At 64.4% G+C, this 25,808-nt stretch carries 23 protein-coding genes; 9 read left to right on the forward strand and 14 right to left on the reverse strand.

Annotated features, from left to right (window positions below):
* The first annotated feature begins 8 nt into the window (after positions 1-8).
* Both AC1DNF_RS09700 and AC1DNF_RS09705 read left to right on the forward strand, forming a co-directional pair.
* Complete coding sequence (locus tag AC1DNF_RS09700) at positions 9-1,016, forward strand: D-2-hydroxyacid dehydrogenase family protein (protein WP_478148363.1); 1,008 nt, start codon at positions 9-11, stop codon at positions 1,014-1,016.
* Positions 1,013-2,185, forward strand: coding sequence for an MFS transporter (locus AC1DNF_RS09705; protein WP_478148364.1), 1,173 nt, complete (start codon positions 1,013-1,015; stop codon positions 2,183-2,185). The genes AC1DNF_RS09700 and AC1DNF_RS09705 overlap by 4 nt, the downstream gene beginning before the upstream one ends.
* On the opposite strand, the gene AC1DNF_RS09710 is transcribed toward AC1DNF_RS09705, so the two are convergent.
* Positions 2,175-4,274 (reverse strand): type IV pilus assembly protein FimV, encoded by a 2,100-nt coding sequence (locus AC1DNF_RS09710; protein WP_478148365.1) that lies wholly within the window; start codon positions 4,272-4,274, stop codon positions 2,175-2,177. The two genes, AC1DNF_RS09705 and AC1DNF_RS09710, sit on opposite strands and share 11 nt — an antisense overlap.
* Before the next feature lie 150 nt (positions 4,275-4,424).
* Between AC1DNF_RS09710 and AC1DNF_RS09715 the strand changes: the two genes are divergently transcribed.
* From AC1DNF_RS09715 to AC1DNF_RS09735, 5 genes are read left to right on the forward strand one after another with little or no spacing between them, the layout of a single operon-like run.
* On the forward strand, positions 4,425-5,945 hold the full coding sequence (locus AC1DNF_RS09715) for a 3-hydroxyacyl-CoA dehydrogenase (RefSeq protein WP_478148462.1): 1,521 nt from the start codon (positions 4,425-4,427) through the stop codon (positions 5,943-5,945).
* Between the two features lie 9 nt (positions 5,946-5,954).
* Positions 5,955-6,734, forward strand: coding sequence for an oxepin-CoA hydrolase, alternative type (locus AC1DNF_RS09720; RefSeq protein WP_478148366.1), 780 nt, complete (start codon positions 5,955-5,957; stop codon positions 6,732-6,734).
* Between the two features lie 55 nt (positions 6,735-6,789).
* A complete protein-coding gene (locus AC1DNF_RS09725) occupies positions 6,790-7,512 on the forward strand; it encodes a Crp/Fnr family transcriptional regulator (protein ID WP_478148367.1) in 723 nt (240 codons plus the stop codon).
* A gap of 20 nt (positions 7,513-7,532) precedes the next feature.
* The gene (locus tag AC1DNF_RS09730; protein WP_478148368.1) at positions 7,533-8,621 is read left to right on the forward strand and encodes a phosphotransferase; all 1,089 of its coding nucleotides are present in this window, start codon (positions 7,533-7,535) and stop codon (positions 8,619-8,621) included.
* Between the two features lie 28 nt (positions 8,622-8,649).
* Positions 8,650-9,921 carry an acyl-CoA dehydrogenase family protein gene (locus tag AC1DNF_RS09735; protein WP_478148369.1) on the forward strand — a complete coding sequence of 424 codons (1,272 nt, stop codon included), beginning with the start codon at positions 8,650-8,652 and terminating at the stop codon, positions 9,919-9,921.
* 67 nt (positions 9,922-9,988) lie between these two features.
* On the opposite strand, the gene AC1DNF_RS09740 is transcribed toward AC1DNF_RS09735, so the two are convergent.
* The 5 genes from AC1DNF_RS09740 to AC1DNF_RS09760 form a co-directional block, all read right to left on the reverse strand.
* Positions 9,989-10,471 carry a GNAT family N-acetyltransferase gene (locus AC1DNF_RS09740; protein ID WP_478148370.1) on the reverse strand — a complete coding sequence of 161 codons (483 nt, stop codon included), beginning with the start codon at positions 10,469-10,471 and terminating at the stop codon, positions 9,989-9,991.
* A 2-nt stretch (positions 10,472-10,473) separates the two neighbouring features.
* The gene (gene glmM / locus AC1DNF_RS09745) at positions 10,474-11,808 is read right to left on the reverse strand and encodes a phosphoglucosamine mutase (RefSeq protein WP_478148371.1); all 1,335 of its coding nucleotides are present in this window, start codon (positions 11,806-11,808) and stop codon (positions 10,474-10,476) included.
* Positions 11,805-12,665 carry a dihydropteroate synthase gene (folP, locus tag AC1DNF_RS09750; RefSeq protein WP_478148372.1) on the reverse strand — a complete coding sequence of 287 codons (861 nt, stop codon included), beginning with the start codon at positions 12,663-12,665 and terminating at the stop codon, positions 11,805-11,807. The genes glmM and folP overlap by 4 nt, the downstream gene beginning before the upstream one ends.
* Before the next feature lie 58 nt (positions 12,666-12,723).
* On the reverse strand, positions 12,724-14,643 hold the full coding sequence (gene ftsH, locus AC1DNF_RS09755) for an ATP-dependent zinc metalloprotease FtsH (RefSeq protein WP_478148373.1): 1,920 nt from the start codon (positions 14,641-14,643) through the stop codon (positions 12,724-12,726).
* A 170-nt stretch (positions 14,644-14,813) separates the two neighbouring features.
* A complete protein-coding gene (locus tag AC1DNF_RS09760) occupies positions 14,814-15,506 on the reverse strand; it encodes an RlmE family RNA methyltransferase (RefSeq protein ID WP_478148374.1) in 693 nt (230 codons plus the stop codon).
* Between the two features lie 20 nt (positions 15,507-15,526).
* On the opposite strand from AC1DNF_RS09760, the gene AC1DNF_RS09765 reads away from it, so the two are divergent.
* Positions 15,527-16,006 (forward strand): YhbY family RNA-binding protein, encoded by a 480-nt coding sequence (locus AC1DNF_RS09765; RefSeq protein WP_478148375.1) that lies wholly within the window; start codon positions 15,527-15,529, stop codon positions 16,004-16,006.
* Positions 16,007-16,008: 2 nt separating this feature from the next.
* Positions 16,009-16,773, forward strand: a complete 765-nt coding sequence (locus AC1DNF_RS09770) for a glycosyltransferase (protein ID WP_478148376.1) — start codon at positions 16,009-16,011, stop codon at positions 16,771-16,773.
* Positions 16,774-16,784: 11 nt separating this feature from the next.
* On the opposite strand, the gene AC1DNF_RS09775 is transcribed toward AC1DNF_RS09770, so the two are convergent.
* The 8 genes from AC1DNF_RS09775 to lpxB all read right to left on the reverse strand — a co-directional run bounded on the left by AC1DNF_RS09775 (position 16,785) and on the right by lpxB (position 25,801).
* Positions 16,785-17,204, reverse strand: coding sequence for a DUF4149 domain-containing protein (locus AC1DNF_RS09775; RefSeq protein WP_478148377.1), 420 nt, complete (start codon positions 17,202-17,204; stop codon positions 16,785-16,787).
* A 13-nt stretch (positions 17,205-17,217) separates the two neighbouring features.
* Positions 17,218-17,694: a transcription elongation factor GreA gene (gene greA, locus AC1DNF_RS09780; RefSeq protein WP_478148378.1), complete on the reverse strand. Its 477-nt coding sequence runs from the start codon at positions 17,692-17,694 to the stop codon at positions 17,218-17,220.
* 65 nt (positions 17,695-17,759) lie between these two features.
* Positions 17,760-18,629 carry a Kdo hydroxylase family protein gene (locus tag AC1DNF_RS09785; RefSeq protein WP_478148379.1) on the reverse strand — a complete coding sequence of 290 codons (870 nt, stop codon included), beginning with the start codon at positions 18,627-18,629 and terminating at the stop codon, positions 17,760-17,762.
* Between the two features lie 19 nt (positions 18,630-18,648).
* Complete coding sequence (gene carB, locus AC1DNF_RS09790) at positions 18,649-21,879, reverse strand: carbamoyl-phosphate synthase large subunit (protein WP_478148380.1); 3,231 nt, start codon at positions 21,877-21,879, stop codon at positions 18,649-18,651.
* Positions 21,872-23,071, reverse strand: a complete 1,200-nt coding sequence (gene carA, locus AC1DNF_RS09795) for a glutamine-hydrolyzing carbamoyl-phosphate synthase small subunit (RefSeq protein WP_478148381.1) — start codon at positions 23,069-23,071, stop codon at positions 21,872-21,874. The genes carB and carA overlap by 8 nt, the downstream gene beginning before the upstream one ends.
* Before the next feature lie 138 nt (positions 23,072-23,209).
* On the reverse strand, positions 23,210-23,989 hold the full coding sequence (locus AC1DNF_RS09800) for a TrmH family RNA methyltransferase (protein WP_478148382.1): 780 nt from the start codon (positions 23,987-23,989) through the stop codon (positions 23,210-23,212).
* The gene (gene rnhB, locus AC1DNF_RS09805; protein ID WP_478148383.1) at positions 23,986-24,684 is read right to left on the reverse strand and encodes a ribonuclease HII; all 699 of its coding nucleotides are present in this window, start codon (positions 24,682-24,684) and stop codon (positions 23,986-23,988) included. The genes AC1DNF_RS09800 and rnhB overlap by 4 nt, the downstream gene beginning before the upstream one ends.
* On the reverse strand, positions 24,656-25,801 hold the full coding sequence (gene lpxB, locus AC1DNF_RS09810; protein WP_478148384.1) for a lipid-A-disaccharide synthase: 1,146 nt from the start codon (positions 25,799-25,801) through the stop codon (positions 24,656-24,658). Before lpxB ends, rnhB begins: the two co-directional genes overlap by 29 nt.
* Positions 25,802-25,808 lie beyond the last annotated feature (7 nt).

The raw sequence follows: 25,808 nt of genomic DNA on the forward strand, positions 1-25,808 counted from the left end.
GGCACGCCATGAACATTGTGATCCTCGACGACTATCAGGATGCGGTGCGCAAATTGCGCTGCGCATCCAAGCTCGACGCGTATGCGGCGAAGGTCTACACCAACACGGTCAAGGGCATCGGGCAACTGTCGGTGCGCCTCAAGGACGCTGACGTGATCGTGCTGATCCGTGAACGTACCCAGATCTCCCGGCAGCTGATCGAGAAGCTCCCGAAGCTCAAGCTCATTTCTCAGACGGGCCGGGTCGGTGGTCACGTCGATGTTCTTGCTTGCACTGAGCATGGCGTGGCGGTGGCGGAAGGCACAGGCTCGCCGTTGGCGCCCGCGGAACTGACCTGGGCCCTGATCATGGCCGCCATGCGCCGCTTGCCGCAGTACATCAGCAATCTCAAGCACGGGGCATGGCAGCAATCGGGCCTCAAATCCGCTTCCATGCCCCCCAACTTCGGTCTCGGCTCGGTGCTCAAGGGCAAGACGCTCTGCATCTGGGGCTATGGCCGTATCGGTCAACTCGTCGCACGCTACGGGCAGGCCTTCGGCATGCAAGTCGTGATCTGGGGCCGCGAGGAGAGCTGCGCCAAGGCTAGGTCCGACGGCCTTCAGGTGGCGCCGAACCGGGAAGCCTTCTTCATGGCGGCGGACGTGCTGTCTGTCCACCTGCGGCTGACGGAGGAGACTCGTGGCCTGGTCACGCTCGAGGATCTCTCCCGCATGAAGCCCACCTCGCTCTTCGTCAATACATCGCGTGCCGAACTTGTCGAACAGGACGCTCTGCTCGCAGCGCTCAACCGCGGTCGCCCCGGACTGGCTGCCATCGATGTATTCGAGAGCGAGCCACCGCTGCAGGGCCATGCACTGTTGCGGCTGGAGAACTGCATCTGCACACCGCACATCGGCTATGTCGAGCAAGACAGCTACGAGATGTATTTCGGCCAGGCCTTCGACAATGTGGTCAGCTTCATCAAGGGCAGTCCGACCAACATCGTCAACCCTGGCGCGCTGCAGGTCCGTCGTTGACACGGACTCCTCTGCCCGCGGCGCTGTGGGCCTTGTTGGCGGGCAATTTCGTGATCGGAACGGGCGTGATGGTCGTGCCCGGCACGCTGAATGAACTCAGTGCCTCTCTGCAAGTCAGCGCCGCCACTGCCGGGCAGTTGATCACGGCAGGTGCGATCGTGATGTGCCTCGGCGCGCCCCTGTTGGCTGCGGTGGTCGCGGGCTGGGACCGCAGGCTTCTACTTGCATGCACACTGCTCTGGTATGCCTGCGGGCACTTGATGGCGACGCTCATGCCCAGCTTCGGCGGCCTGCTGGCTGTGCGCATGCTGACGGTGGTCGCACCCGCCGTCTTCACCGCACAGGCCGCGGCATGCGTCGGCCTGCTCGTGCCGCCCGAACAGCGAGGTCGCGCCGTCACATTCATTTTTCTCGGCTGGTCCATGGCCTCGGTCCTGGGCCTGCCGCTCGGCGCGCTGCTGGGAGGCCAGTTCGGATGGCGCACGGCATTTGCCGCCATCGCGGCTCTGTCTATCCTGAGCGCAGTCTGGATCTGGCTCAAGCTCCCCACGGGCATCCGCCCTCCGGCGCTCTCGCGCGAAGCCTGGGGCCGTGTGCTCAAGAGTCCTTTGCTGATGGGCGTCGTGTCAGTCACGGCGCTGCAGGGCGCCGGGCAGTTCGTGCTGTTCAGCTACTTCGCGCCCGTCCTGCGACAGACTGTCGGTGCGAATGCAACCGGATTGGGCTTTCTCTGGGGTTGGTTCGGCGTGTGCGGCCTGCTCGGCAACATGCTTGTAAGCCGACACATCGACCGTATAGGTGCCCCGCGCGCAGTGCTGCTCACGACCGCATCGATCGCGTTGAGCCTGCTTCTGTGGCCGCTGGGGCGTACGCTTGGATGGATCGCCCTGATCCTCCTGCCCTGGGGCATGGGCTGCTTTGCAGCCAACTCGGCGCAGCAGGCGCGATTGGTGGCGCTTTCACCCACGCTCGCACCAGGTTCCGTCGCTCTGAACAGTTCCGGCATTTATGTCGGCCAAGCCGTAGGTGCCGCGGCGGGCGGCTGGCTGCTAGCCAACGATGCCATCGGCTTGATGAACTGGGTCGGCCTCGTGCTGGTGTTGTTCGCGATGGCACTCAGCCTGGCCGTCGACCGGGTACAGCGCCGGGCTCCCGCACTCAGCGCTTGATGATCGGGGGCGTCGTCTTGGGAGCGATCTCGGCCTCGGTTTCCGGATCGAAGAGCTCGAAATCAATGACGTGCGGATCGCTCGAAGGCGGCCGCGCGGGCGGCTCGAGCGGCGTCGGCATGGTTTCGTAAGCGGTCTTGTCGAACTCGGCGAGATCCATCTCCGCACCTGGTCGGGCCCTTGGAGGAATGACACCCTTGTCTGGCGCGGGGGCCGGGACATCGGGAATCAGCACCGTCTCATGGTGCAGGCCGTCATCGATCGCGCCATAGATCGAGGGATCCAGCGTGGGCCCACCCTGCACCGGTTCGGGTGGGCTTTCCGGTTCCAGGGGCGCGGACGCTGTCGTGAATGGGTCCAAGCCATGGACGTGAGTGTCGAGGAATGACTGAGGCGTGACAGGTGCGGGTGGCGCACTGTCCGGATCGATCACTTCTTTCGCCACGGAATACAGCAGCAGCAGTTCCTGGTAGGCGGCCAGATCGAAGGCGCCGTCCTCGTGCACGCCGGGCCTGCGGAACACCAGTTCCTCAATCAACGCCAAGGTGCCCGGCGCCGGCCACTGCGATTCGATGCGCGCCAGCGTGGCGGGATAGTGCTCGAGTCCCTTGCCGGCATCGGTGAAGTTATCGAAGCCCGGCACGTCGGCATTGAAGGCCCGTTCGAACTCCTCGGCGAGGCGCGTGTAGTCGTCCTTGCGCCCCAGCGAGTGAAAGATCCGCAGCAGATCGAGGTAGGCCAGCGCACTTGTCCCGGGGTTGTCGGCGATGTGCTCGCGCAGCACAGCGATCGCCTGATCGTGCTGCCCGAGCGAAAGAAAGAAGTCGGACTGCTGCTGCACGTCGAAGAGTTCTTCGGTGTTGACGGGCCTCGCAGGCGCGCCATCAAAAGTACGCGGCGGGTGTGCCATGGGCTCGTCGAAGCCGCTATCGCCGACCTCGGGCTCCAGTGGCGCAAAGGGCGTCGCTCCGAAGGTCGTGGCATTGGCACTGCGGTGCGGACGATCTGATTCCAGATCCTGATCTTCGGCCTCGAGGTCTTCGTCGAGCAGGCCACGGTTGCGTGTCGGGCGCCTCAGGCCGCCCTCGCCTGCGGGCCGCGCCTCGCCCCACCATGCGGGCGCGGCGGTCCGTCGCGCAAGACGCCACAGCATGAAGATCGCCACGAGGGCGAGCACCAGCAGGACTATCAGGACGTAAACGAGCGGATTGCGGTAACGACTCTCGCGTGCCTCTGCAAGTTCGCTTCGCATTTCGAGCAAGGTGCGCTGGTTCTGCGCTGTCTGCTCGCGAAGGGCTGCAAGCGTCGCTTCCAATGCCTGCATGCGTTGCGCGTCGCGTTGAGCTTCTTCGGGCCCCGTATTGAGAGCGCGCCACTGGGCCGCTGCCTCGGCGCGTCGGGCGGAGTCTTCGCTTGCAGGAAGTGCGAGCTGGGACGCGGTCTTGAGGCCAGCCTCCGCGACAGGTGCCGGCTCCAGAGCCTCCACCTGAAGACGGGGCCCACCGGCGGCAGCCTCGCGCTTCGGCGGCGATGCAACTGGCTTGGGAACCAAGGGCGTGGCGCGTGGAACGTCGGCGCGGGGCGTGGACGGTGCCTGCGCAACGGCAGCGCGTCGTGGCGCTGGCGGACGAGAGGCTTGGGGCTGGGTGCCGGGGTTGGCCGGTTGTGGCCTGGCCGCTGCTGGCGCGCCGCGTCGCACGGGCACTGACGGTGTACCGCCGTCGCCTTGACCTGATAGCGCTCGCGCGCCGGCGCTCGCGACGCCCGACTGCACGATTTCACTCGGTACATCGGCCAGCAGCACATAGCTGCGGGTCGACTTCATGTCGCAGCCCGCACGCACGTTCACGGTGATCACGGGCTCTTCCATCGGCACCGTGGAGCGAACGTGCATGCGCGAACTGACCGGCTCCGATCCTGATTCGAGCGATACGGTCACGCGTCGATCAGGAAGGGCCGCGTCCCCTTGCAGCACATCTGCTTCGAGGCACAGCGCCGAACCGGCCTCCGCGGCGTCCAACGATAGTGGAATCACCACATCCAGCGGCTTGCCGATCCAGACGGCCCCTTGGGGTCGTCCGATCGTCAAGGCCGAAGAATCAAGGACAGACCCCAGTAGAAAGAGGGCCGCCGCTAGTCGTGGGATCTGCAAAATGGAGCGAATAAGAAAAGTAACCGAAAGTTGTCACATTCTGACATGAGGGTCAGGTCCATCCATCCGTCGAGAGACAATTATCAAATGACTGTGAATTTTTCCAACATAGGCGTTGTGGGCGCGGGCGCCATGGGCCGGGGCATCGCCCAGATTGCAGCACAAGCCGGCAGCCAAGTCTTGCTACTCGACAGCTTCGAGGGCGCGGCGATGCGCGGACGCGACGCCATCCTTGCGCAATGGCAAAAACTGCATGAGAAAGGCAAGCTGGACGAAGCACAGCGCGACGCGCTGTCCGCACGGATCCACGCCGCCGAGTCGATGCAGGCGCTCTCTGGTTGCGATCTGGTGATCGAGGCTGTGGTTGAGGATCTCGAGATTAAGCGCAAGCTGTTTCGCGAACTCGAAGCCAATGCCGCGTCCTCCGCCATTCTGGCGACCAACACCTCCTCTCTCTCGGTCACGGCTATCGCGGCAGTGATGGCCCATCCCGGGCGCATGGCGGGTTTCCACTTCTTCAACCCTGTCCCTCTCATGAAGGTCGTCGAGGTCGTTGCAGGCTTCAAGACGGAGGCCGAGGTTTGCGAGCGTCTGGCCGGATACGCCGCACAGATGGGTCACAGCGCGGTGCAGGCCAAGGACACTCCTGGCTTCATCGTCAACCATGCGGGGCGCGGGTACGGCACCGAGGCGCTGCGCATCGTCGGCGAGGGCGTTTCCGACTTCGCAACGATCGACCGCATCCTGAAGGACCAGGCTGGCTTTCGACTCGGTCCGTTCGAACTGCTCGATCTCACGGCGCTTGACGTCTCCCATCCCGTGATGGAGTCGATCTACCGCCAGTACTACGACGAACCACGGTTTCGGCCAAGCGTGATCACCGCCCAGCGCCTTGCTGCCGGCGCCCTGGGACGCAAGACCGGCGAGGGCTTCTACCGCTACCTCGACGGCATCATGCAGGTTCCTCCGGAACCCCCGGTACCCGCAGTCGACACGATTCCCGCGGTTTGGGTGTCGCCGCGCGCCGCGCGACGGCCCGATCTCCTGAGACTTGTCCATACGCTGGGCGCACAGCTCGAAAGCGGCGCGACGCCCTCCTCGGCCGCCTTGATCCTGGTTGCGCYTCTGGGCTTCGACGTGACAACCGTGGCCGCTGTCGAACGTCTCGACGCGACCCGCACGATCGGCATCGACCTCATGGTGGAGGACGCCGCCACCAGGCGGCGCGTGCTGGCGACCAACCCCGCGACGCGGCGCGACATGCGCGACGCCGCGCATGCGCTGTTCGCTCGGGACGGAAAACCCGTGAGCGTGATCCGCGACAGCGGCGGCTTCATCACGCAACGAGTGATCGGAACGATCGTGAATATCGCTTCGGACATGTGCCAACAAGGCGTTTGCTCGCCGGCTGATCTCGAAACCGCGGTTCGGCTCGGCCTCGGCTACCCTCAGGGCCCGCTGGCGATGGGCGACCTGTACGGGCCGACCAACGTGCTCGAAATCCTGTTCAACCTCCAGACCGTCTATGGCGACCCGCGTTATCGGCCGAGCCCCTGGCTGCGCCGCCGCGGCGCTCTCGGCCTGAGCCTCACCCACCAAGAAGAGTAAGAGACATCGATGACCGCAGAACTCAAGAGCACGAGCGAAGGAAGCACGATGGTGCTCACACTGTCCAATCCGTCGCAACGTAACGCGCTGGGCCCCGAGATGTATGCAGCCGGCATCGAAGCGCTCAATGGTGCCGAGAGCAACAATGAGATCCGCAGCGTGGTCCTTGTCGGCGAAGGCGCATGGTTCTGCGCCGGGGGCTCGTTGCAACGCCTTTCAGCCAACCGCGGTCGCGAGCCCTCGGTGCAGGCGGAGAGCATCGAGGCGTTGCACACCTGGATCGATTCGATTCGCACCTTTCCCAAGCCCGTCATCGCGGCTGTCGAAGGTGCGGCGGCCGGCGCTGGCTTCTCGCTGGCGATGGCCTGCGACTTCATCGTGGCGGCACGTGATTCGGTGTTCGCCGCTTCGTACAGCAACGTCGCACTGTCACCGGACGGCGGCCTGAGCTGGCACCTGGGGCAAGCCTTGCCGCGCCAACTGGCGAGCGAATGGCTCATGCTGGGAGAAAAGTTCCAGGCACCGCGCCTGCACGCGCTCGGCCTGGTCAACGAGATCACCGAGAACGGCCAGGCCCTCGCCGCAGCGCTCGCGCTGGCGACGCGCCTCAACGCGCGCGCGCCCAATTCGCTGGCCAGCATCAAGGAGCTGCTCAGCGAAGCTCGCGGTGCGGCGCTGGGTACGCAGCTGTCGCAGGAGCGGGACCACTTCGTGCGCAACCTGCATCACGTCAACGCCGGCATCGGGATCGCCGCCTTCCTGGCCAAGCAGACGCCGCGCTACGAATAGCGCCGCGTCGCTCTCGTGACAACCCCTAGTCTTTCAGTCTCCGACAGGACAGTCCATGGACGACCCCATTCTTACCATCGAAGAACGTGAGGCGATCAACGGTGGTCGCTGGTTCTCTTCCCTCTCTCCATCACTGCGCCACGATATTCTTCGATGTGCTTACGTCAAACGATACAAGGACGGCGATCTGATCGCCGCTCGCGGCGATCCGCCCGAGCAGTGGATCGCATGCGCGAAGGGCGCGGTGCGCGTGAGTTCGACGGCGGTGTCAGGCAAGCAGGTGACGCTGACCTACGTGGAGCCCGGCATCTGGTTCGGCGACGTGGCGATGTTCGATGGGGACCGGCGCACGCACGACGCCTATGCGCATGGCGAAACCACGATTCTCTGTGTGGCCCGCGCAGATTTCCAGAAGATCCTTTCCAACCACGTCGAACTCTACGAGGCGCTGATGCGCCTGCAGGCCAGACGCATTCGCCAGCTGTTCGGCCTGGTCGAGGACCTCAACACCCTGCCCTTGCGAGCGCGGCTCGCCAAGCAGCTCATCCATCTGGTTCGCAGCTACGGCGTGCCGACGCTGGAGGATGGCAGCCAGATGCGCATTGGCCTGCACTTGGCGCAAGAAGAACTCGCGCAGTTGCTGGGCGCCTCGCGCCAACGCGTCAACCAGGAACTCAAGGCCATGGAGCGCGAGGAGGCGATCCGCATCGAGCCGGGTGGGCTGGTGGTGAAGGATCGCGCCGCGCTGATGCGCATCTCTGAAGCCGACGATCAATAACAGACACCCACTGCAGAGACATGACCCAGGACTTCACCAACTTCGTCGGCACCCGTGCCGTCTCCAAGCAGCACAGCGTCGACATCGAAGCGCTGACCGCGTGGCTCGAGAAGAACCTGGACGGCTTCAAGGGACCACTGACGGTCGAAATGTTCAAGGGGGGGCAATCCAACCCGACCTACAAACTCATCACTCGCTCGCAGAGCTACGTGATGCGCGCCAAACCGGGCCCGGTCGCCAAGCTGCTGCCTTCGGCCCATGCGGTCGAGCGCGAGTTCAAGGTCATGAGCGGCCTCGCCGGTACGGACGTGCCGGTGCCCCGCATGTATTGCCTGTGTGAAGACGAGGCTGTCATCGGCAGGGCTTTCTATGTGATGGAGTTCATGGCCGGACGCGTGCTGTGGGACCAATCCCTCCCCGGCATGAGCAACGCCGAACGCGGCGCCATCTACGACGAGATGAACCGCGTCATCGCGGCGCTGCACACGGTGAAGTTCGCCGAACGCGGCCTCGCCGACTACGGCAAGCCGGGCAACTATTTCGAGCGCCAGATCGGCCGCTGGAGCAAGCAGTACGTCGCGTCGATCACCCAGCCTATTCCTGAAATGGACAGGCTGATGGAATGGCTGCCCGCCCATATGCCCGCCAGTGCCCGCGACGAGAGGATGACCTCGATCGTGCATGGAGACTACCGCCTCGACAACCTGATGTTCCACCCGACCGAGCCGCGCGCGATCGCCGTTCTCGACTGGGAGCTTTCGACGCTGGGACACCCCCTCGCCGATTTCAGCTACCACTGCATGTCGTGGCACATCGCTCCGGGGGCTTTCCGCGGCCTCGGCGGGCTCGACCTGAAGAGCCTGGGCATTCCGACCGAAAGCGAATACATCCGCAGCTACTGCGACCGCACGCGCCTCACGACGCCCGAAGCGCTGGCACCCGATTGGAACTTCTACCAGGCCTACAACCTGTTTCGCATGGCCGCGATCCTGCAGGGCATCGCCAAGCGCGTCGAGGCCGGTACCGCCTCGAGCGAACAGGCGGTGGCGTCCGGCCGCGGCGCGCGCCCCATGGCCGAGATGGCCTGGCGATTTGCGCAGAAGGCCTGAAGCCATTCCCACATTCACAGGAGACAACATGGACTTCGAATACTCGGCCAAGACCAAGGACTTGCAGAAGCGCGTCACCGCGTTCATGGACGACTACATCTACCCTGCCGAAGCCGAGTACGCGGCCGAACTGGTGGCCAACACCGCCGCGGGCAAGCGCTGGACCGCGCTCAAGACGGTCGAAAGGCTCAAGGACAAGGCGAAAGCGCAAGGCCTCTGGAACTTGTTTCTTCCGGTCGACAGCGCAGCGGCCTCGGGCTATGAAGGGGCGGGCCTGACCAACCAGGAGTACGCACCGCTCGCAGAGATCATGGGACGCGTGCCATGGGCCAGCGAAGCCTTCAACTGCTCGGCACCGGACACCGGCAACATGGAGACCATCGCTCGCTACGGCTCGGACGAGATCAAGGCGCGCTGGCTCAAGCCGCTGCTCGAAGGGCAGATCCGCTCGGCCTTTGCAATGACCGAGCCCGACGTCGCGTCGAGCGACGCCACCAACATCGCGACCCGCATCGAGCGCCAAGGCGACGAGTATGTGATCAACGGCCGCAAATGGTGGATCTCAGGCGCTGCAGACCCACGCTGCGCGGTCTACATCACCATGGGCAAGACCGATCCCGACGCGCCAAGGCACTCGCAGCAGAGCATGGTGGTGGTGCCTGCGGATGCCAAAGGCATCCGCATTGTGCGCCCCCTCAACGTGATGGGCTACGACGACGCTCCGCACGGGCATGTCGAGATGTACTTCGAGAATGTGCGCGTGCCCGTTGGAAATATCCTGCTGGGCGAAGGCCGTGGTTTCGAGATCGCGCAAGGCCGCCTTGGCCCTGGACGCATTCACCACTGCATGCGCCTGATCGGCCTGGCCGAGCGCGCGTTGGAACTCATGTGCAAGCGGGCTTCCGCGCGCGTGGCCTTCGGCAAGACGGTCGCATCGCAAACCGTCACGCAGGAGCGCATCGCCGAAGCACGCTGCAAGATCGACATGGCGCGCCTGCTCACGCTCAAGGCGGCATGGCTGATGGATGTAGCGGGCAACAAGGTCGCAAAGACCGAGATCGCGATGATCAAGGTGGTGGCGCCCAGCATGGCCTGCCAGGTGATCGACTGGGCCATGCAAGTGCACGGCGGTGGGGGCATGTGCGACGACTTCCCGCTCGCCTATGCCTATGCCGGCGCGCGAACCTTGCGTTTTGCGGATGGCCCGGACGAGGTGCACCGCAATGCGATCGCCAAATGGGAACTGGGCAAGTATGCGCCCAGCAAGGGCGACGACGAGATGCCGGTCACGCGCTTCTGATCGGCAATCCCGCGCGGGAGCGCCCCCGGCAAGGGGGTCGCAACCACAGCATGCAGGGAAGCCTGGCTCAGAGCATCTTCTGCAGGAACATCGCGGAGCCGAAGGCCGGGTCGAGCCGATAGCCCTCAAAGCCTTCGCGCTCGTACGCCCGCAGTGCGCTCGGGTTGCCCGAGAGCACTTCGAGCGTGAGCTTGCATGCACCTCGGCGCCTGGCCTCTTGCTCGACGCGGCCGAGCATGAGTTGCGCGATTCTCTGGCCGCGGTGGCTGGCCAGGACGATCACATCGTGCACATTCACCAGAGGCTTGCACGCAAAAGTCGAAAAGCCCTCGATGCAATTGATGAGGCCCACCGGCTGTTCGCTCTCGTAGGCCAGCACGCTGAACGCATGCGGCAGTGCAGCCAATGCCGCGGGGAGCTGATCCAGCACCTCAGCGGCCAGCGCCGTGCCTCCGCCGGCAGGGTCGCGTGCGTAGGCGTCCAGCAAATCGACGAGTGCCCGGGCGTGCACCGGATTTCGATAGTCGACGAACTGGATGTCAACCAGCATCCTCAGCCTTCCTTGACAGTCGCAGCCAGCCGTTGCGCGCAAGCCTCGGCCCGCGATGCGTCGCGCGCCTCGACCATGACGCGCAGGAGCGGCTCGGTACCGCTGGCGCGAATCAACACCCGCCCCGAATCGCCGAGTTCGGCTTCCGCGCGCAGGATCTCGGCCGCCAGCGACGCGCTGGCCTTCCAGTCCTGTCCTGGCGCGAGCCGAACATTGATGAGCGTCTGGGGGAACAGCGTCACGCCTGCCAGCAACTCCCCAACGCGCTTTCCGCTGCGCACGCAGGCCTGCAGGACCTGAAGCGCGCTCACGATGCCGTCGCCCGTCGTGTGGCGATCAAGCGCGAGCAGGTGGCCGGAACCCTCGCCGCCCAGCAACCAGTGGCGCTTCTCGAGCTCTTCGAGGACATAGCGATCGCCCACGCGGGCGCGCACGAACTCGATGCCCAGGCCCCGCAGCGCCACCTCGACCGCCTTGTTGGTCATCAGCGTACCGACCACACCCGATGGCTTTTCGCCGCGCGCGATGCGCTCCATCACCATCAGGTAGAGCAACTCGTCGCCATTGAAGAGCCGTCCGCTGGCATCCACGAGTTGCAGCCGGTCCGCGTCCCCGTCGAGCGCGATGCCATAGTCCGCCGCGCGTGCGCGGACCGCGTCGATCAGGGCCTGCGGATGCGTGGCCCCGACGTCCTTGTTGATGTTCAGCCCGTCGGGCGCGCAGCCGATGCTCGTGACGTCCGCACCCAACTCATGGAACACTTGTGGCGCCACCGAATAAGCAGCACCGTGCGCGCCATCGACCACCAGCTTCATGCCTCGCAGCGTGAGGTCGCTGGCGAAGGTGCTCTTGCAGAATTCGATGTAGCGGCCGGGCGCATCATTGAGCCGGCGCGCCTTTCCGAGCTGCGCGGAATCAGCCCAGACCGGAGCTTCCTCGAGCGCCGCCTCCACCGCGAGTTCCCATTCGTCACTGAGCTTCCGGCCCTGGGCGCTGAAGAACTTGATGCCGTTGTCCGGAAACGCGTTGTGGCTCGCGCTGATCACAACCCCCAGGCTGGCGCGCTGAGCTCGCGTCAGGTAGGCGACGCCGGGGGTCGGCAGCGGCCCGAGGAGCACAACGTCGACGCCAGCCGAATTGAATCCGGATTCGAGCGCCGATTCGAGCATGTAGCCCGAGATGCGCGTGTCCTTGCCGATCAACACCGTCGGGCGGGTCTCGGTCCTCTTGAGCACTCGGCCGACGGCGTGGGCAAGCCGCAATACGAAGTCGGGCGTGATGGGCGGCTGACCGACCGTGCCGCGGATGCCGTCGGTGCCGAAATACTTTCTGGTCATGAATGGGGCTCCTGTCCTTGTTGCTCTTTGTTCATCGCACGCCAGACAGCCAATGCGGCGATTGTCTCTCGCACATCGTGCACGCGAACGATCGATGCTCCGCGCTCGGCGGCGAGCACCGCCGCAGTCACACTGGGCACCATGCGCTCGCCCGCCGCGTCGATGCCCGAGACCGCACCGAGCGAGGACTTGCGCGACCAGCCCGCCAACAGAGGCCAGCCGGCATTCAGCAATTCATGCTGACGCGCAAGCAAGGCAAAGTTTTGCGCCACCGTCTTGCCGAAACCAATGCCCGGATCAAGAACGATGCGCGCCGGATCGACATTGAACGGCAAGAGCGCTGCTGCCTGCCGCTCCAGAAACGCGCGCACCGCGGGAACCACGTCGCCCTCCATCGGCGCGAGCTGCATGGTCTGCGGGTCGCGATGCATGTGCATCAGGCAGATGCCGCAGGAGGAATGGCCCGCAACGGCTGCCCGGGCGCCGGGCTGGCGAAGCGCCCATATGTCGTTGATGATGTCCGCGCCATGGTCAAGCGCCGCGCGCATCACCTCGGGTTTGTAGGTGTCGACGGAAATCGGTACCTGCAGTTTCAGGGCCTCACGCAGCACAGGCAGCACACGCGCGAGTTCGACGTCGAGCGGCAGCGCAGGACTGCCCGGCCGCGTCGACTCTCCGCCGATGTCGAGAATATCTGCCCCTTCGTCCACCAGATGTTGGCAATGCCGCACAGCCGCGTCCGTCGACGCGTGCGCGCCGCCATCGGAGAAGGAGTCGGGGGTGACGTTGACGATGCCCATCACCCGAGGCTGCGACAGATCGATCGCAAAGCGCGTCGTGCGCCAGATCGCGATCATGCGATCCCCCAATGAAAAAACGGGGCCAGAGGCCCCGTTGATCGCCAAAGCGTCATGCTCAGGCCGCCGTGGGTGCCGGATCCGGGTTGACCGCCGGGGTACCGCCACTTCCACCGCCGCTGCCCGAAGGCGGAATGCGCGGTGCCCAATCCTTGGGCGGCCGCGGCGCGCGTCCGGCCATGATGTCGTCGAGTTGCTCGGAGTCGATGGTTTCCCATTCGAGCAAGGCCTTGGCCATCGCATGCATCTTGTCGCTGTTCTCTTCGATCAGGCGACGCGCCAGGGCATATTGCTCGTCGATGATGCGGCGCACCTCGGCGTCAACCTTCTGCATGGTCGATTCGCTCATGTTGGTGGTCTTGGTGACGGAACGGCCGAGGAAGACTTCGCCTTCGTTCTCGGCGTACACCATCGGTCCAAGTGACTCGGTCATGCCGTACCGCATTACCATGTCGCGGGCGATCTGCGTGGCACGTTCGAAGTCATTGCTGGCACCCGTAGTCATCTGGTGCATGAACACTTCTTCTGCGATGCGGCCGCCGAACAGCATGCTGATCTGGTTGAGCATGTACTCGCGATCGTAGCTGTAGCGGTCCTGTGCCGGCAGGCTCATCGTGACGCCCAGCGCACGGCCGCGAGGAATGATGGTGACCTTGTGCACCGGATCGCACTTGGGCAACAGCTTGCCGATCAGCGCATGGCCAGACTCATGGTAGGCCGTATTGCGGCGCTCCTCCTCGGGCATCACCATGCTCTTGCGCTCCGGGCCCATGAAGATCTTGTCCTTGGCCTTCTCGAAGTCCTGCATCTCGACAACGCGCGCATTACGGCGCGCAGCCATCAGCGCGGCCTCATTGCACAGGTTGGCCAGATCGGCGCCCGACATGCCAGGGGTGCCGCGTGCGATGACGCTCGGGTTCACGTCCTGGCCCAGCGGCACCTTGCGCATGTGGACGTTGAGGATCTGTTCGCGACCACGGATGTCCGGCAGCGTCACGTAGACCTGGCGGTCGAAACGCCCGGGGCGCAGCAAGGCTGCATCGAGGATGTCAGGCCGGTTGGTCGCGGCGACCACGATCACGCCCAGGTTGGTTTCGAAGCCGTCCATTTCGACCAGCATCTGGTTCAGGGTCTGCTCGCGCTCGTCGTTGCCACCGCCCAAGCCCGCGCCGCGCTGGCGGCCGACCGCGTCGATTTCATCGATGAAGATGATGCAGGGTGCGTTCTTCTTGGCGTTCTCGAACATGTCGCGCACGCGGGCCGCGCCCACGCCGACGAACATTTCGACGAAGTCCGAGCCTGAAATCGAGAAGAAGGGAACCTTGGCCTCACCGGCAATACCCTTCGCCAGCAACGTCTTGCCGGTTCCAGGCGGGCCGACCAGCAGCAATCCTCGCGGAATGCGGCCGCCGAGCTTCTGGAACTTGGCAGGGTCCTTCAGGAAGTCGACGACCTCCTTGACCTCTTCCTTGGCTTCGTCGCAGCCCGCGACGTCGGCGAAAGTGACCTGGTTGTTGTTCTCGTCGAGCATGCGGGCCTTGCTCTTGCCGAAGCTGAAGGCGCCGCCTTTGCCACCTCCTTGCATCTGTCGCATGAAATAGACCCAGACTCCAATCAGCAGCAACATTGGCCCCCAACTCACCAACAGCGTCATCAGGAGCGAGCCCTCTTCGCGCGGCTTGACATCGAACTTGACGTTATTGGCGATCAGGTCGCCGACTAGCCCACGATCAAGGTAGGTGGCAGTCGTGCGAATCTTGCGGTCGTCGTTGGTGATCGCGACGATCTCGCTGCCGCCCTGGCCTTCCTGGATCGTGGCGCTCTTGATGCGGTTGTTGCGAACTTCCTCGAGAAAGTCGGAATAGCCGACGCTGCCCGCTCCCGCCACGCCGCGGGTGTCGAACTGCTTGAACACAGTGAACAACACCATCGCGATGACGAGCCAGACGGCTACTTTGGAAAACCACTGATTGTTCAAACGAAGCTCCAGGTCAAAAGCGCATGCCGACGGAAAAAGAAAAGCAGCGCCGAGGGCAAGCAATTGGCGTTCATTTTAGGCTTTTCAACCTGCGAAACGTCGGAATTTCCCTATGGAGAGCCTATGACGGCGATGGTTTTCAACCGACGCGCACAGCCCTCCGCCGCGTATCAATTCGTATCGGCATTGTTGAGCCCGTTTTCGAGACCAGTCCTGAGCCCGATTCCCACCATGAAGGTCTCCGACGACTTGTCGCGCGAGGCCTTGGGTTTGACCGGCTTTGCCACTCGAAAATTGTCCTTGAAGAGCCGGGTGAGCTCGCTGTAGCCACTGCCGTGGAAGACCTTGGCGACGAGCGCGCCCTCCGGCTTCATATGATGCCGCGCGAACTCGATGGCAAGCTCCACGAGATGCGCAATGCGGGCCGTATCGGCCGATGCAATCCCGGACAGATTGGGAGCCATGTCCGAAATGACCACATCCGCAAGGCGGCCATTCAGGACGCGCTCCAGTTGTTCGAGCACCTCGGCTTCCCGAAAATCCCCCTGCAGGAAGGTCACGCCCTCGATCGGCTCCATCGGCAGGAGGTCGAGCGCAATGATGGTGCCGTCGAGCGCACCGGCAGCGGCGCCGGAAGGTGACATCTTCCGCCTCACATACTGGCTCCAGGCCCCTGGCGTCGAGCCCAGGTCGACCACCACCTGCCCGGGCCGGATCAAGCCAAAGGTCTCGTCGATTTCCTTGAGTTTGTAGGCGGCGCGGGCCCGATAGCCCTCTCGGGTGGCCAATTTCACGTACGGATCGTTGATGTGGTCATGCAGCCACGCCTTATTGACTTTCTTGCTTTTCGATTTGGGATTCATTGACACTCGATAATACGGGGATGCCCGCCATTCAACTTACCCCTGCGCAGCGCAAGGTGCACCGCTCCGAAGCGCACCATCTGGATCCGATCGTCATGATCGGTGGCGACGGGCTTACACCAGCCGTCAAGAAGGAAGCCGACGCCGCACTCAAGGCCCATGGCCTGATCAAAGTGCGCGTGTTCTCCGACGACCGCCCCGCGCGCGAAGCGATGCTGCAGACGCTCGCCGACGAATTGAGCGCAGCGCCGATCCAGCACATCGGCAAGCTGCTCGTGCTCTGGCGGCCGATACCCGAGAAGGAACGCGCAATCGACGAGGACCGCATGCCGGGTCCGCGCGATGTCAAGGTCATCAAGTACGCCAAGCGTTTCGGGCAACACCCCGAAATCAAGACCCTGCGCGTGCTCGGCAACCAGCGCCTGACCCCAGGCGGCACGATCAAGCGGGCAAAGGCCAAGAGGCCGCTGTCAGTCAAGAAGCGTCGCCAGGGCGACTGAGGATGCCGAGCCAGCCGGAAGGAGGGCGGCAGCGCCATGTCCTCTGCATGAAGTGGGGCACGAAGTACGGGCCCGACTACGTCAATCGCCTCTATGCGATGGTGCGGCGGCATCTGAGCGGCGACTTCAACTTCGTCTGCCTGACCGATGACAGCAAGGGCATCCGCAGCGAGGTCCAATGCCTGCCGATACCGCCGCTGGACCTGGAACTGGCACCTGGACAGGTCGACCGCGCCTGGAAAAAGCTGACCACCTTCGAGCGGGACCTCCATGGCCTGCGTGGGACTGCCCTGTTCGTTGATCTCGACGTCGTCGTCGTCGGCAGTCTCGACGCGTTCTTCGAATACCCCGGCGAGTTCCTGATCATCCACGACTACGAGCGGCCCTGGCGGCGACGGCGTATCACCGGGAACTCGTCGGTATATCGCTTCGAACTGGGCGCGCACGCGGATGTTCTGGCCAATTTCCGCGAGAACATGGATGCGGTGCAGAAGGAATTTCGCAACGAACAGGCCTACTTGTCCGATTTTCTCCACCGGCAAGGCAAGTTGAAGTACTGGCCGGCCGAATGGTGCCCGAGCTTCAAGTACCACGGCATTCCGACCTGGCCCCTGAACTACTGGCGCGAACCTTTCGTGCCTCACGACGCCCGCATCATGGTCTTCCATGGGGAGTGCAATCCGCCCGACGCCCTGGCGGGGCGGCGCAATCGGCGCTTCCGGTTCATACGACCCGCGCGCTGGATCACTGCATTCTGGAAGGCGTGATCGGTCGGTCTTCAATCGGCGCGCGGGCGCGGCCCCATGCGCCAGAGCAGTACACCGGCGCAAAGCCATTGGCCGAGGTACATGCCGCTGCCGACCGCGTGCCAGAGCTTCAGGTTGTCGCGCGCCAGGATGTGGGGTGCGACGGCGTATTCCTGCAGCAGGGCCAGCAGCAAGGCCGCCAGAACGAGGCCAATGGCATTTCGCGCCGGCCCATCCATGCGCTCGTCCGCCTTGGCCCGGAAATGGATCAGGAGCACCAGGCCGCAACCGATTGCAACCCAGCTCTGGGCCGCGAACAACTGGCCCGCAAAATTGCCGGCCACGGCAGGACTGCCGATCCTGGCGAACAGCATCGGAACAACCAGGAAGCCGATCGTCGTCAGGCTACCCCACCAGAGGGCGGCCAGAAGCAGCGCGATGCGGTCCTTCATGCCCGGTGGCCCGTCAGAGGTAGCTGACGGCCACGATCTCGTAGCGCTTCACGCCGCCTGGCGCCTGCACTTCGGCCGTATCGCCCTCTTCCTTGCCGATCAAGGCACGGGCGATCGGACTGGAGATGTTGATGAGCCCCAGCTTCAGATCGGCTTCGTCCTCGCCGACGATCTGGTACTTGACCGCCTCTCCGGTCTTTTCCTCTTCCAGCTCGACGGTGGATCCGAATACGACCTTGCCGCCGGCATCGAGTTGCGACGGGTCGATGATCTGGGCCGCCGACAGCTTGCCTTCGATGTCCTGGATGCGTCCTTCGATGAAGCCCTGGCGATCCTTGGCGACCTCGTATTCGGCGTTCTCGCTCAGGTCACCCTGCGCTCTCGCTTCGGCGATCGAGTTGATGACCCACGGCCGGTCGACCGTCTTGAGCCGGTGGAGTTCTTCGCGCAGCTTCTCTGCGCCACGCTTGGTGATGGGAATGGTTGCCATGTTGTTTGCTCCATAAAGCGAAACCGCCGAACGATGCCGTTCGGCGGTCGGATGGGAGAGAAAGATCAGACGAGTTTGCGTCCGGTCAGCCGGCTCAGGATGGCGAGCGGGCTCGAATTCGGATTGTATTGCCTCGCAGGGGGCAGGTGCAGCGTCTGTTCGAGCATGTATTGGCCCGACATGACGGCGTGCGAGGTCTGGTCAGAAAAGCATACCCACACCGAGCCCGGGGGGAAAAGCACGGTCTGCTGCTCGGCGTTTTTCTGGTAGCTCAGGTCGGATTTCATGCCATCGTGAAGCTGGAGCATCAGATGGTCATACTCGCTGCGCAGGGATTTCGTCACTCGCAAAGCCCGCAGGAGGCGGGCCTGCCAGCGCGAGTAAGGCTTGGCACGGGGAAGAAAGCGCCTGGCCACTGTCTCGAAGGGCTCGCCCACCCGCCATTCGCGCGGTGCGCCGTCGGGATTGACGTTGGTAAACACCCTGAGGATGCGTTCACCGTAGTTGGGACGGGAGGGGAAGGCATCGACGTGGAGGCGACGATCGTCAGCTCGCCAGGACTGCACGCGCGTTTCGACCTGCGCCGGACGGAAGCTGGTCGGGGCGAGCCGCAGCGCCGGCGTGTAATGAGGCAGCAGTCCATGGATGAGCTGCTGCGCCTGCGCACGGAAGCGCCCGATCATCGCCGCGGCGGAGCGCTGGATCGCGTCGTCCCCCGCCACGCCCTTGAGGTGTCCTTGCGCGTCCAGGCTGATGTTGCGCACATCGGGCGAAAGCAGCCTCGGCGTGAGCAATGCGCGCTCTTCGGGCAGCACCTCGAAGCCGAGCCGAGGAAAGTACAGCACCTTGCCCGACTCGAGCGCAGCGATCCATGCCTCGTTCGGCGCGGCGCCATTCCAGTCGGCCAGATCGAGTTCAACGAGCTGCGTTTCCATCGGCGAGGTCTTCATGCGGCTACGCGGCGAGTGCGAGCTGCTTGTGCATTTCCTGGATCGAGATCACGCCGAGCTCATCCATGTGGCGCATGCCTTCGACTGCGGCCTCGGCGCCGAAGATGGTCGTGAAGGTGGTGACGCGGGCCAGTAGTGCCGAGGTCCGGATCTGGCGGGAGTCGGCGATGGCGTTGCGGCGCTCCTCAACCGTGTTGATCACCAGCGCGATTTCCTTGTTCTTGATCATGTCGACGATATGCGGGCGGCCCTCGGTGACCTTGTTGACAACCGCGCAGGCGATGCCCGCGGCGTTGATCGCAGCGGCCGTGCCCTTGGTCGCGATGAGCTCGAAGCCCAGCGCGGCCAGGCCGCGCGCAACGTCCACCGCACGCGGCTTGTCGTTGTTCTTGACCGAAATGAAGACCTTGCCCGACTTCGGCAAATGCGTGCCGGCGCCGATTTGCGACTTCACGAAGGCTTCGCCGAAGGTCTTGCCCACACCCATCACCTCGCCGGTCGACTTCATTTCAGGACCGAGGATGGTGTCGACGCCGGGGAACTTGACGAAGGGGAAGACGGCCTCCTTGACGCTGAAATAAGGCGGCGTGACTTCCTTGGTGACGCCCTGCGAAGCCAGCGACTGACCCGCCATGCAGCGGGCCGCCACCTTGGCGAGCTGGATGCCGGTGGCCTTGCTCACGAAGGGCACCGTACGGGAGGCGCGCGGGTTCACTTCCAGCACGTAGATCACATCCTGGCCATCCTTCTCCTGGATCGCGAACTGCACGTTCATGAGGCCGACCACGTTGAGGGCCTCGGCCATGGCCGCGCTTTGCCTCTTGAGTTCGGCGATGGTCTCGGCCTTCAGGCTGTAGGGCGGCAAGGAGCAGGCGGAGTCGCCCGAGTGCACACCGGCCTGCTCGATATGCTCCATGACGCCACCGATCAGGGTAGCGCCTTCGGCATCGCGCAGGCAGTCGACATCGCATTCGACGGCATCGTTCAGGAATCGATCGAGCAGCACCGGCGAATCATTGCTGACCTTGACGGCCTCGCGCATGTAGCGCTCCAGGTCGCGTTGCTCGTGGACGATTTCCATCGCGCGGCCGCCGAGCACGTAGCTTGGACGGACCACCAGCGGATAGCCCAGCGCTGCGGCCTTCTCGAGCGCCTCCGCCTCGGTGCGCGCGGTTGCGTTGGGAGGCTGCCGCAGCTTGAGTTCGTGCAGCAGCTTCTGGAAGCGTTCGCGGTCTTCGGCCGCGTCGATCATGTCAGGGCTCGTACCGATGATCGGCACGCCATTGGCTTCGAGGTCGAGCGCAAGCTTGAGCGGCGTCTGGCCACCGTATTGCACGATCACGCCGGTCGGCTTTTCCTTGTCGACGATTTCGAGCACGTCTTCCAGCGTGAGGGGCTCGAAGTACAGCCGGTCGCTGGTGTCGTAATCGGTCGAGACGGTCTCGGGGTTGCAATTGACCATGATGGTCTCGTAGCCGTCCTCGCGCAGGGCAAGCGCGGCATGCACGCAGCAGTAGTCGAACTCGATGCCCTGGCCGATGCGGTTCGGGCCGCCCCCGAGCACCATGATCTTCTTCTTGTCGGTCGGCGCGGCCTCGCACTCGTCCTCGTAGGTCGAATACATGTAGGCGGTGTTGGTCGCGAACTCGGCCGCGCAGGTATCGACGCGCTTGTAGACCGGGCGAACGCCAAGAGCGCGCCGCTTCTCGCGGATGGCGGTGTCGGTGGTCTTCAGCTGGCGCGCGAGGCGGCGGTCGGAGAAGCCCTTCTTCTTGAGCGCGAGCAACGTGTCGCGGTCGATGTCGTCGAGGGACTTGGTCTCGAGTTCGAGTTCGATCTTCACGATCTCCTCGATCTGCACCAGGAACCAGGGGTCGATCTTCGTCAGCGCGAACACCTCGTCCACGCTCAGGCCCATGGCAAAAGCGTCGCCAACGTACCAGATGCGGTCGGGGCCCGGCTCGCCAAGTTCCTTCTCGAGCACTTCGCGGTCCTGCGTCTTCTCGTTGAGACCATCGACACCGACTTCGAGCCCGCGCAGTGCCTTCTGGAAGGACTCCTGGAAGGTGCGGCCCATGGCCATGACCTCGCCCACGGACTTCATCTGGGTCGTCAGGCGCGAGTCGGCCTGGGGGAATTTCTCGAACGCAAAGCGCGGGATCTTGGTGACCACATAGTCGATGCTGGGCTCGAAACTCGCGGGCGTCGCGCCGCCCGTGATCTCGTTGCGCAATTCGTCGAGCGTGTAGCCCACGGCCAGCTTGGCCGCGACCTTGGCGATCGGAAAGCCCGTGGCCTTGGAGGCCAGGGCCGACGAGCGCGACACGCGCGGGTTCATCTCGATCACGACCATGCGGCCGTCCTTGGGATTGATCGAGAACTGAACGTTCGAGCCGCCGGTATCGACGCCGATCTCGCGCAGGACGGCCAGCGAGGCATTGCGCAGGATCTGGTATTCCTTGTCCGATAGGGTCTGCGCCGGGGCCACGGTGATCGAATCGCCGGTGTGCACGCCCATCGGGTCCAGATTCTCGATCGAGCAGACGATGATGCAGTTGTCCGCCTTGTCGCGCACCACTTCCATCTCGTACTCTTTCCAGCCGAGCAGCGACTCTTCGATGAGCAGCTCATTGGTGGGCGAGGCCTCCAGGCCGCGCTTGCAGATGGTTTCGAACTCTTCCGGGTTGTAGGCGATGCCGCCGCCGGTGCCGCCGAGCGTGAAGCTGGGGCGGATCACCACCGGGAAGCCGACCGTCTTCTGGACGGCCCAGGCCTCGTCCAGCGAATGAGCGATGCCCGAGCGTGCCGAGCCCAGGCCGATCTTGGTCATCGCGTCCTTGAACTTGAGACGGTCTTCGGCCTTGTCGATGGCTTCGGGCGTGGCGCCGATCAGCTCGACCTTGTACTTGGCGAGCACGCCGTTGTGCCACAGGTCGAGCGCGCAGTTGAGTGCGGTCTGTCCGCCCATGGTCGGCAGGATGGCATCCGGACGCTCCTTGGCGATGATCTTCTCGACCGTCTGCCAGGTGATCGGCTCGATGTAGATCACGTCGGCGGTGGCCGGGTCGGTCATGATCGTCGCGGGATTGCTGTTGATCAGGATGACCTTGTAGCCCTCCTCGCGCAGCGCCTTGCAGGCCTGAACGCCGGAGTAGTCGAATTCGCAGGCCTGGCCGATGATGATCGGGCCGGCGCCGATGATGAGGATGCTCTTGAGGTCGGTGCGCTTAGGCATTCTTCTGTCCTTCTTTGTGACTTTGCATGAGTGCGGTGAAGCGATCGAACAGGTAGCCGATGTCGTGCGGACCGGGCGAGGCTTCCGGGTGGCCCTGGAAGCAGAATGCCGGCTTGTCCGTACGTGCCAGCCCTTGCAGCGTGTTATCGAACAGGCTGATGTGAGTGGGACGCAGGTTGGCGGGCAATGTCTTCTCGTCGACCGCGAAACCGTGGTTCTGGCTGGTGATGCTCACGCGGCCGTTGTCGAGGTCTTTCACGGGATGGTTGGCGCCGTGGTGGCCGAACTTCATCTTGAAGGTCTTGGCGCCCGAGGCGAGCGCCATGATCTGATGGCCCAGGCAGATGCCGAAGACCGGGATACCTGTTTCGATCAGTTCGCGGGTGCTCTCGATGGCGTAGTCGCAAGGCTCCGGGTCGCCGGGGCCATTGGCCAGGAAGATTCCATCGGGCTTGAGCTTGAGCACATCGGCCGCCGGCGTCTGCGCCGGAACCACAGTGATGCGCGCGCCACGCTGCGCGATCATGCGCAGAATGTTCTTCTTGACGCCATAGTCGTAGGCGACCACATGGAACTTCGGTGTGATCTGCACGCCGTACCCGGGCTTGCCATCCACATGCACGAGCTTCCACTCGGTTTGCGTCCATTCATAGGTTTCCTTGACCGACACGACCTTCGCCAGGTCGAGCCCGGCCATGCTGGGCGCTGCCTGTGCAGCGGCAATGGCCTTGTCGATCAACGCCTGCGTCACGGTCTCACCTTGCGCCAGGCCGTGGATGCTGCCGTTCTGCGCGCCGTAAGTGCGCAGATGGCGGGTGAGCTTGCGGGTGTCGATATTGGCGATGGCAACCGTGTTGCCTCGCACCAGATACTCGTTCAGCGTGGCCGTCTTGCGGAAGTTCGATGCGACCAGGGGCAGGTCCTTGATGATCAGGCCCGCGGCGTGGATCTTGTCGGACTCGATGTCCTCGCCATTGACGCCATAGTTGCCGATGTGCGGATACGTGAGCGTCACGATCTGCTGGCAATAGCTCGGGTCGGTCAGGATTTCCTGGTAACCGGACATGGCGGTGTTGAACACCACTTCGCCGGTCGAGACGCCGGTGGCGCCGATCGAGTTGCCGAGAAAGACCGTGCCGTCTGCAAGCGCCAGGATGGCGGGCGGGAAATTTCCCTTGAGAGACAAAAGCACTGGGATCTCCGAATGGATGACGCCCAAAGCGAACCCAAGATGTGACTCTGGAGTCGCGACCTTCGTCGAGTGGTTGGCTTGCGTGCGCTGAGGGCGGGGGTGTGAGCGGGAAAGCCCTTGATTATAGCCGGGGCGGCCTCACGAACCAGCGCCGGCGACGCTTGCATGAAGACAGATCGCAGCGGCCGCGGCGACGTTGAGGGACTCCTCGCCGCCCGGCTGCGCGATTCGCACTTTGCGGGCAGCGCGCGCCTCCAGGGCCGCGGAGACGCCCTGCCCTTCGTGCCCCATCAGCCACGCGCAGGGGTAAGGCAAGGTTGCGCGATGCAGCCACTCACCCTGGTGCGAGCTGGTGGCGATGCAGGGAACGGCGAGCGCGTCGAGCGCGTCAATCTCCACGCCCTCAATCAACCGCAGCCCGAAATGCGCCCCCATGCCGGCGCGCAGCACCTTGGGCGCCCATAGCGCCGCCGTGCCTTTGAGCGCGATCACCTGGGCAAAGCCGAATGCCGCGGCGCTGCGCAGGATCGACCCGACATTGCCGGCGTCCTGCAAGCGGTCGAGCACCACCGTCGGCGCAGTGGGCTCGACGACCGGGCGCGCGGGCAGGTCGAGTACGAAGCCCATCGGCGCGGGGGACTCCAGGCTGCTTACGCCGGCGAGCAAGGCATCGGCGAGCACGATGGTCTTGTCGGCCGCACCCGCCCACTCGATGCGCGCGGCCGGCCACAGCGACTCGGCAAAGACCGCCATGGCCGGTCGCACCCCGCGCTCGCGCGCGGCCCGGCAGAGGTGATCGCCTTCAAGCCAGATGCGGCCGGACTTTCGATAAGCGCCCGGGTCGTTGGCGAGCTTGCGCAGTTCCTTCAGCAGTGGGTTGTCGCGCGAGCTGACGTGGCTGATGTCTGCGGAGCTCATTCATCGGTCCACAGATCGACTCGGGTCGTTTCGACCACAAGGCCGCTCACCGTCACGGTGACGGAAGCCGCCTCCATCCGCACCAGCGCTTCGGCCACGGGCCCGAACGACTTGCGGTGATGGATGCAGGCACCATGGCGCAGCAGCGCCTCAAGATGCTCCGGGGTGCCGTAGCCCTTATGCGCGGCAAAGCCGTAGTGCGGGAATTCGGCGTGCAGGTCTTCGCAGAGCCGGTCGCGGTGCACCTTCGCCAGAATCGAGGCGGCCGAGATCGCCTTGACCGTTGCATCGCCGTTCACGACCGCCTCGGCCAGCACGCTGAGCGTCGGCAGGCGGTTGCCGTCAACCAGAACCTTCGCAGGCTTCAGGCGCAGGCCCTCGACTGCCCGACGCATCGCAAGCATCGTGGCCTGGAGGATGTTGTGGGTGTCGATCTCCTCCACGCTCGCCTGTGCCACCGAACAGCACAGTGCCTTGGCCAGGATCTCCTCATTCAGCCGCTCGCGCTGCAAAGGGGTCAAGGTCTTCGAGTCAGCCAGCCCGCGGATCGGCCGCTGATCGTCCAGGATGACCGCCGCAGCCACGACTGGGCCGGCCAGCGGCCCGCGCCCGGCCTCATCCACACCGGCCATGAGCCCGGGCGCGTCCCACGCCAGTCTGGCCTGTTCAGCCTTCAAGAACTTTCTGGATCGCATCGGCGCACAGTGTCGGCGTGTCGCGCTGCAATTCAGCATGCAGCGCGCAAAAACGTTGTTGCAAGGCGTGAGCCCGGTCGGGATCGGCGAGCCAGGCCAGGGTCGCGTCGGCCAGTGCCCTGGGCGTCGCCTCTTCCTGCAAGAGCTCGGGAACCACGAATTCTCCGCAGAGGATATTCGGCAGTCCGACCCAGGGCTGCAGCCTCTTGCGACGCATGAGTTGCGCCGACAGGCGATTCATGTTGTAGGCAATCACCATTGGCCGCTTGAAGAGGGCCGCCTCGAGCGTGGCCGTGCCGCTGGCGATCAGGGTGACGTCGCAAGCCGCGAGGGCCGCGTGCGATCGGCCGTCGAGCAACATGACCTTTCCAGCCATGGCGCTCGCCTGCAGCAGTCGTTCGACCTCGGTGCGCAGGCTCGGCAGCACCGGCGCGATGAACCGCAGTTCGGGCCGAGCGCGCTGCATCAGAGCCGCGGCCTCAAAGAAGGTCGGCGCGAGATAGCGAACTTCCGAACGCCGGCTGCCTGGCAGCAATGCGACCACCGACACGCCGGGGTCCAGGCCAAGCGACGCGCGCGCGGCGACCCGGTCGGGCGTCATCGGAATCACGTTGGCAAGCGGATGCCCGACATAGCTGGCGGCGATGCCCTCCTTCGCCAGCAGCGCGGGCTCGAACGGAAAGATGCACAGCACACGATCAGCTGCCGCACGCAACTTCTCGACCCGTTCCGGCCGCCAGGCCCAGATCGACGGGCAGACGAAGTGCGCGGTTCTCATGCCACGGCTTCGCAATGCAGTTTCGAGATCCAGATTGAAGTCGGGCGCGTCGACGCCGATGAACAGCTCGGGCCTTTCGCGCAACAGTCGCCCCTTGAGCCGTCGACGAATGGTGGCGATCTCGGGGTAGTGCCGCAGCACCTCGACATAACCGCGCACGGCGAGTTTCTCCTGCGGCCACCAGCTCTCGAACCCACGCGCGATCATCTGCGGGCCTCCGATGCCTACCGCCTTCATGGCGGGCCAGCGCGCCTTCAATCCATCGAGCAGCAGGCCGGCCAGCAGATCCCCCGAAGGCTCGCCCGCGACCAGCGAGAACTGCCGTCCTGTCTCAGGCATTGGAGGC

This window comes from Variovorax sp. 01T432, from assembly GCF_056398605.1.

Bases quoted from the DNA above. Each gene is read 5' to 3' on its own strand.
- AC1DNF_RS09700 (WP_478148363.1), top strand. From the start codon at position 9: ATGAACATTGTGATCCTCGACGACTATCAGGATGCGGTGCGCAAATTG.
- AC1DNF_RS09720 (WP_478148366.1), top strand. From the start codon at position 5,955: ATGACCGCAGAACTCAAGAGCACGAGCGAAGGAAGCACGATGGTGCTC.
- AC1DNF_RS09725 (WP_478148367.1), top strand. From the start codon at position 6,790: ATGGACGACCCCATTCTTACCATCGAAGAACGTGAGGCGATCAACGGT.
- AC1DNF_RS09730 (WP_478148368.1), top strand. From the start codon at position 7,533: ATGACCCAGGACTTCACCAACTTCGTCGGCACCCGTGCCGTCTCCAAG.
- AC1DNF_RS09735 (WP_478148369.1), top strand. From the start codon at position 8,650: ATGGACTTCGAATACTCGGCCAAGACCAAGGACTTGCAGAAGCGCGTC.
- AC1DNF_RS09740 (WP_478148370.1), bottom strand. From the start codon at position 10,471: ATGCTGGTTGACATCCAGTTCGTCGACTATCGAAATCCGGTGCACGCC.
- glmM (WP_478148371.1), bottom strand. From the start codon at position 11,808: ATGACCAGAAAGTATTTCGGCACCGACGGCATCCGCGGCACGGTCGGT.
- folP (WP_478148372.1), bottom strand. From the start codon at position 12,665: ATGATCGCGATCTGGCGCACGACGCGCTTTGCGATCGATCTGTCGCAG.
- AC1DNF_RS09760 (WP_478148374.1), bottom strand. From the start codon at position 15,506: ATGAATCCCAAATCGAAAAGCAAGAAAGTCAATAAGGCGTGGCTGCAT.
- AC1DNF_RS09765 (WP_478148375.1), top strand. From the start codon at position 15,527: ATGCCCGCCATTCAACTTACCCCTGCGCAGCGCAAGGTGCACCGCTCC.
- AC1DNF_RS09770 (WP_478148376.1), top strand. From the start codon at position 16,009: ATGCCGAGCCAGCCGGAAGGAGGGCGGCAGCGCCATGTCCTCTGCATG.
- AC1DNF_RS09775 (WP_478148377.1), bottom strand. From the start codon at position 17,204: ATGAAGGACCGCATCGCGCTGCTTCTGGCCGCCCTCTGGTGGGGTAGC.
- greA (WP_478148378.1), bottom strand. From the start codon at position 17,694: ATGGCAACCATTCCCATCACCAAGCGTGGCGCAGAGAAGCTGCGCGAA.
- AC1DNF_RS09785 (WP_478148379.1), bottom strand. From the start codon at position 18,629: ATGGAAACGCAGCTCGTTGAACTCGATCTGGCCGACTGGAATGGCGCC.
- carB (WP_478148380.1), bottom strand. From the start codon at position 21,879: ATGCCTAAGCGCACCGACCTCAAGAGCATCCTCATCATCGGCGCCGGC.
- AC1DNF_RS09800 (WP_478148382.1), bottom strand. From the start codon at position 23,989: ATGAGCTCCGCAGACATCAGCCACGTCAGCTCGCGCGACAACCCACTG.
- rnhB (WP_478148383.1), bottom strand. From the start codon at position 24,684: ATGCGATCCAGAAAGTTCTTGAAGGCTGAACAGGCCAGACTGGCGTGG.
- lpxB (WP_478148384.1), bottom strand. From the start codon at position 25,801: ATGCCTGAGACAGGACGGCAGTTCTCGCTGGTCGCGGGCGAGCCTTCG.